The 15,185-nt window shown below is 46.0% G+C and carries 15 protein-coding genes; 10 read left to right on the top strand and 5 right to left on the bottom strand.

From position 1 onward, the window contains the following. Positions 1–368 precede the first annotated feature (368 nt). From GC102_RS18555 to GC102_RS18515, 9 genes are all read left to right on the top strand, one after another. Positions 369–1,142 (top strand): IclR family transcriptional regulator, encoded by a 774-nt coding sequence (locus tag GC102_RS18555; RefSeq protein WP_171690847.1) that lies wholly within the window; start codon positions 369–371, stop codon positions 1,140–1,142. Between the two features lie 20 nt (positions 1,143–1,162). Beyond that, the gene (locus tag GC102_RS18550) at positions 1,163–2,014 is read left to right on the top strand and encodes an amidohydrolase family protein (RefSeq protein ID WP_171690846.1); all 852 of its coding nucleotides are present in this window, start codon (positions 1,163–1,165) and stop codon (positions 2,012–2,014) included. Between the two features lie 27 nt (positions 2,015–2,041). Then, the gene (locus GC102_RS18545) at positions 2,042–3,331 is read left to right on the top strand and encodes an aspartate aminotransferase family protein (protein ID WP_171690845.1); all 1,290 of its coding nucleotides are present in this window, start codon (positions 2,042–2,044) and stop codon (positions 3,329–3,331) included. A gap of 20 nt (positions 3,332–3,351) precedes the next feature. Continuing rightward, the gene (locus tag GC102_RS18540; protein ID WP_171690844.1) at positions 3,352–4,254 is read left to right on the top strand and encodes a fumarylacetoacetate hydrolase family protein; all 903 of its coding nucleotides are present in this window, start codon (positions 3,352–3,354) and stop codon (positions 4,252–4,254) included. A 7-nt stretch (positions 4,255–4,261) separates the two neighbouring features. Continuing rightward, the gene (locus GC102_RS18535; RefSeq protein ID WP_171690843.1) at positions 4,262–5,137 is read left to right on the top strand and encodes an SMP-30/gluconolactonase/LRE family protein; all 876 of its coding nucleotides are present in this window, start codon (positions 4,262–4,264) and stop codon (positions 5,135–5,137) included. 231 nt (positions 5,138–5,368) lie between these two features. Then, on the top strand, positions 5,369–6,046 hold the full coding sequence (gene sdaAB / locus GC102_RS18530) for an L-serine ammonia-lyase, iron-sulfur-dependent subunit beta (protein WP_171690888.1): 678 nt from the start codon (positions 5,369–5,371) through the stop codon (positions 6,044–6,046). Continuing rightward, positions 6,047–6,934 carry an L-serine ammonia-lyase, iron-sulfur-dependent, subunit alpha gene (sdaAA, locus tag GC102_RS18525; protein ID WP_171690842.1) on the top strand — a complete coding sequence of 296 codons (888 nt, stop codon included), beginning with the start codon at positions 6,047–6,049 and terminating at the stop codon, positions 6,932–6,934. A 483-nt stretch (positions 6,935–7,417) separates the two neighbouring features. Further along, the gene (locus GC102_RS18520) at positions 7,418–7,636 is read left to right on the top strand and encodes a hypothetical protein (protein ID WP_171690841.1); all 219 of its coding nucleotides are present in this window, start codon (positions 7,418–7,420) and stop codon (positions 7,634–7,636) included. Positions 7,637–7,750: 114 nt separating this feature from the next. After that, positions 7,751–8,542: a C40 family peptidase gene (locus GC102_RS18515; protein WP_246320984.1), complete on the top strand. Its 792-nt coding sequence runs from the start codon at positions 7,751–7,753 to the stop codon at positions 8,540–8,542. Positions 8,543–8,593: 51 nt separating this feature from the next. Here the strand turns inward: GC102_RS18515 and GC102_RS18510 are convergent, their stop codons facing one another. Genes GC102_RS18510 through GC102_RS18490 form a run of 5 tightly spaced genes read right to left on the bottom strand, consistent with a single transcriptional unit; the run spans position 8,594 to position 13,722 of the window. Beyond that, positions 8,594–9,526 carry a TauD/TfdA dioxygenase family protein gene (locus GC102_RS18510; RefSeq protein ID WP_171690840.1) on the bottom strand — a complete coding sequence of 311 codons (933 nt, stop codon included), beginning with the start codon at positions 9,524–9,526 and terminating at the stop codon, positions 8,594–8,596. Positions 9,527–9,551: 25 nt separating this feature from the next. Then, on the bottom strand, positions 9,552–10,895 hold the full coding sequence (locus GC102_RS18505) for an LLM class flavin-dependent oxidoreductase (protein ID WP_171690839.1): 1,344 nt from the start codon (positions 10,893–10,895) through the stop codon (positions 9,552–9,554). A 26-nt stretch (positions 10,896–10,921) separates the two neighbouring features. After that, entirely contained in the window at positions 10,922–11,758 is an 837-nt protein-coding gene (locus GC102_RS18500; RefSeq protein WP_171690838.1) for an ABC transporter permease, read from the bottom strand. After that, positions 11,751–12,629, bottom strand: coding sequence for an ABC transporter ATP-binding protein (locus GC102_RS18495; protein ID WP_171690837.1), 879 nt, complete (start codon positions 12,627–12,629; stop codon positions 11,751–11,753). The genes GC102_RS18500 and GC102_RS18495 overlap by 8 nt, the downstream gene beginning before the upstream one ends. A gap of 52 nt (positions 12,630–12,681) precedes the next feature. Further along, entirely contained in the window at positions 12,682–13,722 is a 1,041-nt protein-coding gene (locus GC102_RS18490) for an ABC transporter substrate-binding protein (protein WP_171690836.1), read from the bottom strand. A 217-nt stretch (positions 13,723–13,939) separates the two neighbouring features. Between GC102_RS18490 and GC102_RS18485 the strand changes: the two genes are divergently transcribed. Continuing rightward, on the top strand, positions 13,940–15,127 hold the full coding sequence (locus GC102_RS18485; protein ID WP_171690835.1) for a helix-turn-helix domain-containing protein: 1,188 nt from the start codon (positions 13,940–13,942) through the stop codon (positions 15,125–15,127). Positions 15,128–15,185 lie beyond the last annotated feature (58 nt).

Raw genomic sequence — 15,185 nt, 5'->3', positions numbered from 1 at the left:
AACTTTCCAAAGAAGCAGTTAAACAGATCGTTCTCTCTGGGGCCAGGTTTGCCGGATGGAGGACGGTCTTCTTCCTATTTTGGTAAAATTTCAGGGAAAGATATTTAGCTTCGCGCATGATTCTGTTGAATGAATTCTAATATATTGAACTTTGTTTAATATGTAGAATGGACTTGACGGATCAATAATAGCCAGAAGTTCTTTTTGTTTTATATAAACACGGAATTCCTAGCTTTTTAGACGATTTATAGACGTGTTTTTCATGAAAAAGTAGTTGCAAATATGGTGTGGAAATCCTATATTATTTATAGACGTCGTTCAATATATCGGATTTATCTTATAGATGATCAATAAACAATGGAGGAAACATGATGACCCAAGGAACGAAAGAGTATTCGGTTCCAGCAATTGAGAAAACCATTCTAATTCTGAATGCGCTCGCAGAGGCTGAGCTTTCAGCAAGTGATTTGCATATTCAATTAAAGCTTCCGAAGTCAACGACATTTGTAATCATAAATACACTTGAACAAAACGACCTTATCCAGAAAACGCCGGAAGGGAAATACCGGCTCGGACACGGTGTTTTGCGATGGGGCATCAGTTATTTTAAAGCAATGGACTTAGTAAGAATTGCACGTCCATTTTTGGAAAGCTTAGCCCAAGACACGCCATTTACGGCTCATTTGGCAGTGCCAGTAGAGAACAAACCGGTCTATGCAGATAAAGTGGAAGGCAAAGGTTTTGTTCGTTTCGCCACGACAATCGGTCAAGCCCAACCACTGTTCCGGTCGAGTGTTGGGAAGGCGATTGCCGCTGACATGACAGAGGAAGAAATTGTCCATATTTTGAATCAAGATGCCACTCTTTCTGCGCAGCAAATTGATCGAATGCTTGAAAAAATAAGAGGCGATGTGCTTTTCGTTCGTGAACATGGTTTCGTTATTGAAGATCAGGAATTTGAAGAGGGTATCCGCTGTATTGGTGCTCCAATCCGAAACTCCAGCGGGGAAATCATCGCATCCATCAGCATTACCTCGTTAGTTAAAGATTTGCCGGCTATCAAGTTTTTGACAATTGGGAATTTAGTAAAAGAAACGGCCGGGCAAATTTCACGTGCGATGGGATACCTCGGTAGCAAATAAATGAAAGGCGGGACAGAATTATGATATTCGATTGCCATACCCATTTGTTTCTTCCAGGACAAACCGAAGGGCCTTTCCTAGCCGCTGTCAAGCGCAGTTGGGGTGAAGATATGGACATCATCGCTACTCCGGAGCAGCATGAAGAAAACATACAACAATTTGATGGAGCTATTGTACTTGCTTTCGACGCTCCGGCAACGGGCATCCGCGTACCTAACCAAGTTGTAGCTGAGTATGTAGCAAAACATCCTGGACGCTTGTACGGGTTTGCAAGCATCGATCCAAACAGGCCTAATGCCGCTCGTCTGTTGGAAGAAGCTATCAAGGAATTTGGGCTTTGCGGACTTAAACTTGGACCGATTTATCAAAATTTTTACCCGGGTGATCGGAGTCATTTTGATCTATATGCCAAAGCTGACGAATTGGGATTGCCGATTTTGTGGCACCAAGGCACGTCCTTCGTACCAGAAGGGTATCTCGACGCCTCCAGACCGGCATCATTAGACCCGATAGCCCGTGCTTTTCCTAACCTCAAAATGATCATTGCTCACATGGGACATCCGTGGGTGGATGAGTGCATTGCCGTTGTTCGTAAAAACGTCAATATGTATATGGATTTGTCGGCACTAGGTTCACGACCGTGGCAGTTTTATAATGCGCTAGTTTCTGCTATGGAGTATGGGGTCACGCACAAGATTTTATTCGGCTCCGATTATCCTTTCTTCACAACGCAGCAAACGATAGACCTGTTTCGGAATATTAACCACTTGGTGGAAGGCACTAAGATGCCGCGTATTCCGGAACAAATCATCGAGGATATTATTCATCGCAACACGCCGGAGTTACTCGGCCTGACCAAGATTGTAAAGTAAATCATAATTAAGAGGAGGCAATGAGACATGTCCAAAAATGCAGAACTTTATGAAGAATCGAAACTTTACTCGCCAGGCGGGGTTCATACGTCCATTCGTAACGTGAATCCAATGAAGGTTTTTACTAAAGGTGAAGGCGCTTACATATATGATGCGGAAGGTAACAAGTACATTGATTATCAAGGTGCATTCGGCCCGATTATTCTTGGACATAGCCATCCGTATGTCAATGGAAAAGTGATTGAAGCTATTCAGCGAACTGATTTGTACGGCGTTGGTTGTACGGATCTGGAAGTGGAACTAGCACGCAAAATTTGTAAACACGTCCCTTCGTCAGAGCAGGTGCTGTTTTGTAATTCAGGATCTGAAGCTACTTATCATGCGATTCGATTATCGCGTGCGGTAACAGGACGCAACAAACTGATCAAATTTCAAGGCTGCTATCACGGCTGGCACGATTATGTCGCTCGCAACATGCTCAGCGCTTGGGACATGATCGGTAAACGCGATCCCGGATCAGCCGGCATGATGGACGAAGCGATCGACAATACGTTGGTCTGTACGTTCAATGATCTTGATGATGTAGAAAGGACCTTCCGTGAGAATAAAGGGCAAATCGCGTCTTTGATAGTGGAGCCGATTCCTCACAATATCGGGTGTGTTATGCCGCAGCCTGGATTCTTGGAAGGGCTTCGTGAGCTTTGTACGGCACATGGAGCGCTGCTGATCTTTGACGAAGTCATTACCGGATTCCGACATGATATCGGCGGTTTTCAGAAAGTGGCAGGTGTTACACCTGATTTGACAACGATGGGCAAAGCGATGGCGAACGGTTACCCAATCGCCGCTGTTGCTGGAAAACGTGAGTATATGCAGCGATTCAATACGTATCCAGGCGGAGATGTCTGGTTTGCGGGAACCTATAACGGTCATGCCGTAGGCACAGCTGCTTCTATAGCGACACTTGAACTGATGGAGAACGAACCGGTACATGAGCACATTTTCCGATTGGGTGAGAAGATGCGTTCCGGCATTCGTGGCATTCACGAGAGGCTTGGCATCGAGGCCTATGTGGCAGGTTTCGGTTCGGTGTGGACGACTTATTTTATGACAAGCGAGCCGAAGAACTACTCTGATTTACAGCAAAATGACGCGGAGTTATACGTAGCTTATCGTAAGAAATTAATCGAAAAGGGCATCTATAAGATGCCAATGAACATTAAACGCAATCATATCAGTTATAGCCATACAGATCAGGATATTGATACAACACTTGAAATCATTGAATCCGTATTGAAAGAGCTAATCATCAAATAACAAGTTAGGAGTACTTGAATATGAAATTATTAACGTTTATTCAAAACGGTACTTACCGCTTAGGTGTGAAAATGGATCAAGGCGTGGTCGACGTATTGGCGGCGTTATCATCTATCTCCACAGAAAAAACAATACCTGCTACCCTACACGAAGTTATTGAAGGTGGGACTGGTGCGTTAAACGAACTGCGTGAATATATAGATATGGTTCTTGCTTTGGATAACGACAAAACAGCGTATGTATTGGACGAATCTACTTTAGTTTTAGGGCCTAGCGTTACGCATCCGAATAAAATCATTTGCGTTGGACTTAATTATCGCAGACATGCGGAGGAAACAGGTTCACAGATTCCACAATATCCGATTCTGTTCAATAAATTCAACAACACATTGGCAGGTCATGGCGACGACATACCTTTACCCAAGGTTTCGGAGAAAGTTGACTATGAGGCAGAATTAGCTATTGTCATTGGTAAAACAGCCAAATATATTTCCAAGGAGCAAGCGCCGGGTCACGTCTTTGGCTACTGTAATGCTAATGATCTATCAGCACGCGATTTGCAGGTGAGGACACAACAATGGCTGTTGGGTAAATCTTGCGATAAATTTGCGCCACTCGGTCCATATATCGTGACGGCAGATGAAGTGGGCAATCCGAATGATCTTGAAATTAAAACGTATGTAAATGGAGAAGTGCGTCAGCATTCGAATACATCGGATATGATTTTTCATTGCGATGAAATCGTCAGCTACATATCCCAGCATATGACGTTAGTGCCGGGCGATATTATTTTAACAGGAACACCTGAAGGGGTTGTACTTGGGTATCCGCCAGAAAAGCAAGTGTATTTGAAGGACGGGGATATCGTGTCGATCGAAATTGAAAAGCTCGGAACACTGACCAATCAGTTCGTTGCGGAGTAGTGGCAAAATGACACACAATTTGGAAATAGTTCATTCCCAAACAGCTGAACTTGCAGAAGGGCCTTGTTGGGATGTCGATGGCAAGCAATTGTATTGGACCGACATTCCGGTAGGGAAAATCCATATTTTGAACCTGGAAACTCAAGTGGAAAAAATAATTGCCATTGGACAACAAGTAGGTGCAATTGCGCTAAGAAAGTCGGGTGGAGCTATTCTCGCCGCTCAGCATGGGTTTTATTTTCTCGATCTCGATACAGAAAAATTAGTTCATCTTGCAGACCCGGAAGCTCATTTGCCCGATAATCGGTTTAATGATGGTAAGTGCGATGCGAGGGGGAGATTTTGGGCGGGAACCATGAGTATGAATGGAAAGAAAGAGGAAGGCTCTCTTTATTGCATGGATCAGGACATGTCAGTACGAAAGATGTTGGGAAATGTTAGTGTTTCAAACGGAATTTCCTGGAGCCCCAATAACCGCATCATGTACTATATTGATTCATTGACGAAGCAGGTAAACGCATTTGATTACGAGCTTGAAACAGGGGAGATAAGCAATCCCAGGATTGTTATCCAAATTCCGGAAGGTCAAGACATTCCTGATGGAATGACGACAGATACGGAGGGTATGCTGTGGATCGCACAATGGGGTGGATATAAAGTATCCAGATGGAACCCCATGAATGGAAGTCTATTGGATGAAATAAAAGTGCCGGCTGCTCAGGTCACATCGTGTGTTTTTGGCGGAGAACCCCTTGATCAACTCTTCATTACTAGTGCATGGCAGGGATTAAATCCGCAGCAAAAAGTGGAACAGCCTTATGCAGGGGCCATCTTTAGTGCGCAATTAAAAGTAAAAGGGATGCCGTTTCATAAATTTGGCTAGTGAAATAGTAAATGTTAATATGCTTTCGAAAAGCGATCTTTTTCTCTTAGACCACAAGAGATAGATCGCTTTTTCATATATAAAGATTGTTGAATATGTTACTATGATGGAGGGCTCTGCCTTTGAATATAATATGCGAATATAAGGACGCATTGAAGACTTGTCTTTATTGTATTGGCTTCATACAATGGGAGTAAAGGGAACAACACTATATGTTAGGAGAGCTGCATGATGCGTTTTAAAGATGTGTTTTCGATCATCGGACCATCTATGATCGGTCCATCAAGCTCTCACACCGCAGGAGCGGTCCGGCTAGGACGTGTTGCCAGACAACTGCTTGGCGAACAGCCGAAGAAGGTTGAAATCACACTATACGGTTCTTTCGCGGATACCTACCGGGGGCATGGCACCGATTTGGCATTAATTGGCGGTCTACTGGATTATGAAACCGATGATCCGCGTATTCCTGTTGCTGCGGAAGAGGCTGAAGCGCTTGGTGTGGAGATTGCCTTCCTTACAAGTAAAGATAAAGCTGATCATCCCAACACCGTTCGATTCCATCTTTCATCCGAAACAAGGGAATTGAGTATGACGGGAGCATCGATCGGCGGAGGCAATGTTGAGATTGTTAATGTGAATCAATTTGATGTAAAATTTACTGCGGTATACCCTACGTTAGTTATTTCCCATCATGATCGTCCGGGGATGATTGCAGATATTACCGCCTTATTGGGGCGCAGTGAAATCAATATCGGTTTCATGGATTTGGATCGGAAGGGCCGCGATCGGGAAGCGATGACAGTGATCGAGACGGATGTATCGATTCCAGATTCGCTTATAGAAGAGCTTAAAAATTTAAGTATGATACACGAAATAAAAAAAGTAGACCTCGCAGAAAGAGGCGAATAAATGAGATTCCGGACATTGAAACAATTAACGGAAGTGTGTGCTTCCGAAGGATTAACCATTGCAGAAGTCATGCTTGCTGATCAAAGCCAAGAATCAGGCAAATCACCTGAGTATGTCTTTGAAAAGATGCGAGCGTATTACCAAATCATGAAAGAAGCCGTCGCCAAAGGAATGACGGAAGATACAACATCCCGAAGCGGGTTGACGGGGAAAGACGCTCAGCGTGTTGCGAGCTATATGACAACGACAGAAGCATCTTTAGGCGAAGAGGCCTGCAAAGCGATGGCTTATGCACTCGCCGTTTCAGAAGTTAACGCTTCCATGGGACGAATCATTGCCACGCCGACGGCTGGCTCCTGCGGGATTATCCCAGGTGTTTTCATTAGCAGTCAGCAGCGATTTGGATGGGATGATGACCATATGGTCAATGGCTTGTTAAGCGCTGGCGCGATCGGTTATGTAATCGCCAACAACTCCTTCGTCTCCGGTGCAGAAGGAGGATGCCAGGCTGAAGTTGGATCTGCCATTGGTATGGCAGCAGGTGCGCTCGTGGAGCTTCGCGGCGGTACGCCTGAACAGGCGATGCACGCAGTTGGGCTTGCGCTGAAGAACACCTTGGGACTCATATGCGACCCCGTTGGCGGTTTGGTTGAAATTCCTTGTATTGTCCGTAATGGATTTGGGGCGGTTAATGCAATGGCAGCAGCTGATATGGCCTTGGCTGGTGTCAGATCCGTCATCCCATCGGATGAAGTCGTTCAAGTGATGTATGAAGTAGGAACGGCAATGCCGGAGAAACACCGGGAGACGGCCAAAGGTGGCTTAGCTCAGACACCGACAGGCCAACAAATCATGAAAGAGCTGAATCTGGGTAAGAAGCAGCGTTAGTATCAAGTCTGTGGGTGAGGTTTTCGCCTGCGGGCTTTTTTTGTATTGAAAATATGAATTCCGGCCTTTAGTGGATACAGTTGTTCGTCACCCGAAGGTTGTTTTGTTCTTAATTCGCCACATCTGACGCAGAATGCTGCTGAGACGATGTTTTTCATCGTTACAGTGTAGGGGGCGCTAGAAATTAACTCCCTAACGATGAAAAACATGCTTAAAGTCGTTGGAACCGCCCCGTCTGACGCAGAATGCTGCAGAGACGATGTTTTTCATCGTTAAAGTGTGGGGAGCGCCAGAAATCAACTCCGTAACAATGAAAAACATGCTTAAAGTCGCTGGAATCGCCCCGTCTGACGCAGAATGCAGCTGAGACGATGTTTTTCATCGTTACAGTGGAGGGAGCGCAAGAAATTAGCTCAGTAACGATGAAAAACATGCTTAAAGTCGTTGGAACCGCCCCGTCTGACGCAGAATGCAGCTGAGACGATGTTTTTCATCGTTACAGTGGAGGAAGAGAGAGAAATCTGCTCCGTAACGATGAAAAACATGCTTAAAGTCGCTGGATTCGCCCCACCTGACGCAGATGCTGTTGAGGCGATGTTTTTCATCGTTACAGTGGAGGGAGTGAGAGAAATTAGCTCCGTAACGATGAAAAACATGCTTAAAGTCGTTGGAACCGCCCCGTCTGGCGCAGAATGCTGCTGAGACGATGTTTCTCATCGTTAAAGTGTCTGGAGAGGTAGAAATTGGATTTTTTCATGTTTGTTTCTACAAAAATTTGGCATCCTAACTGCATCACATTAACAAGGGGTATATTTGATGAGTTTGATGATGCGGAAAAAAATCGTGTTTAGTTTATTGTTGTCCTGCACATTCTCTATACTTGGTGGTGGATGCTCCCAGAAATCAAAAATGGAGGCGCAAGGCAGTAAGGAGCATTCGAACCTTGCCATAGAGCGTGAAACCGATAACAAAATGTCGGACTGGAATTTAACGAGCAGCGATGCGGAGCTGTATATAGGTGATTTGGGGGTAGATCAGCTCTATACAAGCAACCAGGTGAGGAGCTTGACGACTGGAAGTACGAAGCAGGCGCTTTTACCTAACGGCTTCCCCTTGATTCAGGCTTTCCCCAATCCTGCCATCGTTCCGAAACAAGGAAGTTATGTAGAGAACGTGATAGATACGGCCATCAGCTACCTAGGGACACCTTATGTGTATGGCTCGAACAGATTGGAGCCCTCTTCGTTTGACTGCTCTGATTTCACACGTTGGGTGTATTTGTATGCACTCGGGATGGATTTGCCTTGGGATGCCAAAAATCAGGCCGCCTATGTAGATGCCTTGTCTAAACGCAAGTATCATGATATAAGCAAGGCGCGGCGGGGAGATTTATTGTTCTTTACGAGCTTTCGAGGCAATCGGGCAGCGGATTACGCAGGACTTACTGCTTCCCAGAAGCCGATTACTCATATGGGGATTTGTTTAGGCAACGGGAAGATTATTCATTCGGCATCGAAGAAAACAGGCGGGGTTCGGATCGATAAGATTATTGAAAAGAATTTTCATTTGCAATACCGCTTTATATTGGGCGGCGGGATACTGGATTAGCAAATAAATGACCCACTACAAGGACAATTAGCCTTGTAGTGGGTCATTTATTTAAGCGCTCGTTTTAGTTAACGACTCGGACGGTTGTTTGACGCGTGTTACACTCTTCCGGCCATCGATAGCCACTGGAATATCACCGTCTACAGTGACTCGGCGCACAATCCGATGCTGGTCACCGTAATCGTTGATCGCGTAGTGCTGTGTTGCGCGATTGTCCCAGATCACGACATCGCCGGCAGACCAGCGCCAACGAACTGTATTTTCCAACTTAGTAATATGCCCCTGAAGTAAAGACAATAGTTGGGCAGAATCTACTGAAGAAAGGCCCAAAATTTTCTTCGCGAAATGACCAAGCACAAGGGTGCGTTCACCCGTCTCTGGATGCACACGAACGATCGGATGCTCAGTTTCATACACCGTGGAGGCAAAAACTTCCCGATGATGACGCTCCTTCTCGGGAGAGACTTCAGGACGCTGCGCGGCATAATCGTAGTCGTTACTATGCAGGGCCCACAGCTGATCCACGAGAGTACGCAGTTCAGAGGGAAGGTGCTCATAAGCGGCAGCGGTATTCGCCCAAACCGTGTCACCGCCGGAAGCGGGAACGACAACGGCACGAAGAACGGAGGCCTGCGGGTAAGCATCGACGAAGGTCACATCGGTATGCCAAGAATCGGCCCGTCCGCCATGAGTGGAATCAAGCTCAAGGACATAATCAGTTCCAGTTTTAATTGGCACCGTCGGATGAGCAACAGGGTCACCAAGCAGGCGAGCAAAAGCCTCCTGCCCCACATCATCTAACTGTTGCTGATCACGAAGGAAAATGACTTTGTGCTGCAATAACGCCTCGCGGATCGTCTTAACCGTCTGAGTATCCAGATCAGCGTTAAGGCTCACCCCTTTTATTTCTGCACCAATTCTGCCTGCAATCGGAAGCACCTCAATGTGACCGGGAGTTACCTTAACTTGTTCATTTGTACTCATACGAATTACCTCCATTTTATTATATTTATGCGCCTCCAACGGCAGCAGTCGCATACTGATTAGCAGGTCGGGACAAGCCCAAATGTCCCCGCAGGGTAGTTCCAGAATATTCTGTTCGGAATAATCCTCTTCGTTGCAGCTCGGGTATGACGAGCTGCGCGAATTCTTCCAAACCAGCTGGTAAATAAGGCGGCATCACATTAAAGCCGTCACTGCCGCCGTGTAAGAACCACTCTTCCAACTGGTCAGCTATTTGGATAGGCGTACCAGCAAACGTACGATGACCGCGTCCGCCAGCTAGACGATGAAGCAGCCCGCGAATGGTTAAATTGTCGCGCTTCGCTAAATCAGCGACAAGCTGGAAGCGGCTTTTATTCCCATTGATGTCGGACAAGCTTGGCAGCTCCGGCAGAGGTCCATCCAACGGATATGAGAATAAATCAATGTTCAACATATTGGACAATTGATTTAGCCCATATTCCGGAACGGTTAATTCGTTTAATTCTTGCTCTTTTTCTTTGGCTTCTGATTCGGTACGACCGATAATGGGGCAGATGCCCGGTAAGATTTTCAACTGCTCAGGAGAACGGCCATACTTGGCAAGTCTTGATTTTACATCCGAATAAAACTGTTGGGCCTCTACGAGTGTTTGCTGAGCAGTGAAAATGGCCTCCGCATACTGAGCGGCGAATTCTTTGCCAGATTCGGAAGAACCGGCTTGAACAAGCACTGGATATCCCTGCGGAGACCTAGGTATATTCAGAGGTCCGCGTACTTTGAAGGTGTCGCCGACATGATTGATTTCCCGGACTTTACTTCGATCTGCGAAGGTGCCCGATTCTCGATCAATGATCAGAGCTTCATCTTCCCAGCTGTCCCACAGACTGGTCGTTACGTCTAAGAATTCTTTAGCCCGTTCATATCGCTTACTGTGCTCCAAATGGTCATCTTTGCTGAAATTACTAGCCTCAAAAGAGCTTCCGGATGTGACGATATTCCAGCCTGCTCGCCCCTTGCTTATGTGATCCAACGAGGCAAATTTGCGCGCAACATGAAAGGGTTCGTTATACGTTGTAGAGACGGTGCCGATAAGTCCGATATGATCGGTTACCGCGGCTAAGGCAGATAACAACGTGAATGGTTCAAGTCCAACAAACGCGCCATGCTTAATGTTCTGACTGACCGCCAATCCATCCGCCAAGAAGAGGGAGTCGAATTTAGCTTGTTCCGCAATTTGCGCAATCCGTTGAAAATATCGAATATCCGTAATATTCTCCGGCTCTGTGTTTTTGTGTCTCCATGATGCTTCGTGATGCCCCGTATTCATGATGAATACATTTAAATGCAGCTGTCTTTTCGCTTTACTCATGATCACTCACGCACCCTTTTATTTTTTTACTCACTATAAGTTTGCTTCCAACCCGTTAATCTCTTCTCTAGCGTAACAAGTAGGTAATTAATGATTAAACCAATAACCGAAATAGAGATAATGCCTGCGTACATATTCGTAATTTGAAAGCTGAACTGTGTATATTGAATTAAGTAACCGAGACCGGACTTCGCACCGACCATCTCAGCGGCAACGAGGACGAGAATAGAACCGGCTCCAGCCTGCCGAATGCCTACGAAAATAGTCGGAGTTGCAGCAGGGATAATCACTTTGCGAAACAAGCTAACTGGCGATAAACCCATTGAACGAGCTGATTTAATCAAAAGTGGATCGACATTTTTGACACCGCTAATGGTGTTCAGTAGAAGCGGGAACGTGCAGGCATACAGCACGATAGCAATCTTAGAGGTTTCACCAAGTCCGAGTAATAGGATGAAAACTGGAAGTATGGCAAGTGCTGCCGTATTTCGCAATAATTCGAGCAAGGGATTGAGATATTCCGATACAGGCTTCCACCAACCGATAGCGAGACCAAGAGGGATGCTGATGAGGATTGCCAGGGTAAATCCGCCCAAAGAACGCGATAAGCTGGCTATTGTATGCTCGGTAAGATCACCCGATAGCAGCAACTGCCACCAAGCAGCCGCTATTTCGGAAATCGGAGGGAAGAACGTTCGATCAACAAGTCCTACACGAGGCGCCACTTCCCATACGAAAAGCAAGGCCACGATGACTATGGCATTTTTGAACAGCTTTCTCAGCTTCGCTAAGGACCATAGGGCGACATCAAAGCTTTCTTTTTCACGAAGAACCAGGGCTTTCCCCGCATTCACACTAGCCATTAATAACGCCCCCTTTTAACGCAGATTTATTGTGCTCAAAGCCATCCAAGCTTTTGGCTATCTCTTGCTCCTGGGCTCTCGTTACTTCGTCTTTAAGCAAATCCCACACCTCATGGCGCAGCTTGACGAAGTCAGGATGAGATCGCAAATCTTCTTCACTTCTTCGTGATTCAAAAGGGATATCAATGACTTTCTTGATTCTTCCTGGACGAGAGGTCATTACAGCGACACGCTGGCCTAAATAAACCGCTTCTTCAATGCCATGCGTGATGAAAATGATCGTTTTTTTCGTAGCCTCCCAAATACGCAGCAGTTCGCTTTGCAGGGTTTCACGTGTTTGCGCATCAAGCGCAGCGAAGGGTTCATCCATCAGCAGCACTTCAGGATCGTAGGCCAAGCTTCTGGCAATCGCAACCCGCTGTTTCATGCCTCCTGAAATCTCATGGGGATAACGGTTTTCGAAGCCGGCAAGCCCAACCAGATGAATGAACTCTTGGGCAGTTTTGCGGCGCTCCTTGCGACCCACCCCTTTGGCTTCAAGACCAAACTCCACATTCGCAAGCGTCGTCTTCCACGGGAAAAGCGCATACTGCTGAAACACGATGCCGCGATCCAGATTCGGTCCTGTAATGGCCTTGCCATCTAACAAAATCTGCCCGCTGCTTGGCTTCGTTAAGCCCGCAAGTAAATCGAGCAATGTTGATTTGCCGCAGCCGCTAGGGCCGACGATGACCATGAACTCGCCTTTCTTCACCTCCAAATTGATATCCTTTAGGGCGGAAATAGGCTGTAAATCTTCTTTCAAATGCCCTAGGTTTCTTTGGATTCGAAACGATTTCTGCACATGCTGAATGCTTATTTTAGCTGTCATTTGCAGCACCTCCTTAACGGTTTCACCAGTCTGAAACTGGCTTTATAAGCAGTTACTTTTTCTCATTTACAAAAGGATTGAATTCATTCGTGTACAGGCCTTTGATCTTCAATTGCCCATCTTTGATGACACCTTCGTTCACAAGCCAATGGATCCAAGTATCGAATTCCTTGTCGGAGATTAAGCCGCCTTTACCAGCAACGCCGGTACTTTTCCAAAACTTCACGTTAGAAGTATCTTCTTTTCTGCCTCGTGCGTTTATGATTTTCTCATAACGAGCGACAACTTCATCCCGTGGTGTTGTCCGTGCCCACTCAATAGCTTTGGCCGTTGCTTCAACAAATTTACGCGAGGCATTCGGATTCGCTTTGATGAATTTATCAGTCAACACGTAACTGCCGGCACTAAAGGTGCCAAACAGATCGATATCCTTAAACAAAGGATGAATGCCGCCGCGCTCCAGCGCTTTGTCACGCAGTACACCGCCTAGGGCAGCTACATCAATCTGTTCCGCGCGCAGCGTCTGTTCCGTTGTGACCGGCGGTACGACAACTAGCGTTACTTGCTTAATCTCCTCCGTTGTTAGGCCGGCTCTGTGCAAGTATTCCTTAATGACGAATTCATGGTGAGCGCCTAGTGTATTCACTGCAATTTTCTTACCAATTAAATCCTTTGCAGATTTGATGGGGCTGCCATCCAAAACGTAATATCCCGTCCACGTATTCTCATCGACGCCATAATAAGCAATAACTGGCTTGATCGGAGCTTTGGCAGATATCAATTTCACGATAGCCCCATTAAAAGCTCCGCCAAAATCGGTATCCCCCGTTACGACGGCTTGAATATCTTGAGGGCCACTGATCGTGTTGCCGATAAATTTCAGCTTCAAAGGAGCTAAGTACCCCAGATCATCGGCTAATTCTGGAAAAGTAACAGAGCCAACACCTCCTTGATAACGAAGCTCGGTTACTTCAGGTGCACCGCCGCTCGCAGATGCAGTCGCCTCTGTTTTGCCGCAGGCTGTCAATAGGAAAGAGGAAGCAAGAAGTAATACGATGGCTGTCGTACAGCCTTTTTTAGCAAAATGAGTCATGTTCATTTCCCCCTAACGATAATTTGCTTTCATTGATTTCTAACCAAGTTATCTCCAGAGGTCCGGTCGTAAATTGTATAATTCCTATAGACTTACTATGAATATATTTCTATAATGAAATATAATCTCAGCCCACCCAACTGTCAATGAATTGGAAACACATGAACATGAATGACGATGAATGACCATCTTAACCCCGGCAGGAGGCGCGATGACCATGACCTTACAGCGATTCAACCTCATTTCTTTGCATGATGCGATCGATTTGCTTGGTGTAAGCCGATCCACCTTTGACAGATGGCGTAAGTTAAAACAGCTTCCTTTTGTGAAAATAGGGAAAGAAATCTTAATTGATAAGAATGAACTGGAGCAATGGGTTCGTCATCATTCTTTTAGCTTACAGAATCCATCATTTGTCTCAGGCGCTTCTAGAAACGTCACATCTAAGGAGATGCCCACGATAACGGTTGGTTATCAAAGCGGAACGGCCCATATGTGGACAGCGCTCATCATGAAAGAGCTCGGCTGGTTAGAGGAAGAACTCATCTTAGCGAATCCTAACCGTTCTGTTCATGTAAAATGGTTGGATGCAGCTAATGGAACATTGCTTCTGCAGGGATTGATCGGGGGCAGCATCCAGATTGCTTCCTTGGGAGACTATCCGATTGTGCTTAGTCAATCACTGAGTCAGACACTGCCTGCATTTCGTCCTATTTTACTCGCCTTTGACGGCAAAACCTCCGGTGGGCAAGGGATTTCACTCGTGATGCGCAAAGGGCTGGAGATCAACGATATTTCGGAGATCTGCGGGTGGCCGCTTTCATCGGCAGCGCAATCGAGTGCAGGTTATCGTTTATCGAAGCTGCTTCAATCGCTTGGAGATCATGAGAATCATTTTGAACATAAAGAAATGGATGAATGCATGGCGGGGATCGTGAAGCGGGAGCTTGCCGGAAGTGTCATGTGGGAGCCGTATATTAGCTTGACTCAATACCATGGCGTAGGTCAGGTGCTTTTTCCAGAGGGAATGGGGGAGAATTATTTAACGGGAATTGTTGCTGATGAGAATTGGGCGCGACATCATGAAGGAGACGCAGTTGCTTACTTAAAAGCACATGTTCGGGTCCACGCGTTTATCCGTAATCATCCTTATGCAGCCGCCGAGCTTATTTCCAGGACTAAAGGAATTCCCCCAGAAATTACAGCACGCGTAATCGCTAAAGTAAGATGGGACGCTGCTTTTTATTCGAAAGATATGAACGCTCTACAGCAGTTATCACTTCCATTATCCAAAGAAATCTGTTTCAAAGGTGAATATTTGCAACTAGCTATTAAGGCATTAAAGCTGCCCCTTGTGAGCTGCGATCCGTTGGAAGGGGATTGGGCCGTGGAGCAGTTATACTAAATGCAAAGAGGCTTTCGCTTCGCTTCATTTCGGTATATAGTAAAAAAGAATTGAAGTG

Source organism: Paenibacillus germinis (assembly GCF_013141785.1).
Classification (GTDB): domain Bacteria; phylum Bacillota; class Bacilli; order Paenibacillales; family NBRC-103111; genus Paenibacillus_E; species Paenibacillus_E phytorum.
Note: the sequence above shows the minus strand (reverse complement) of the source record. Positions and strands in the feature narration are given on the sequence as shown.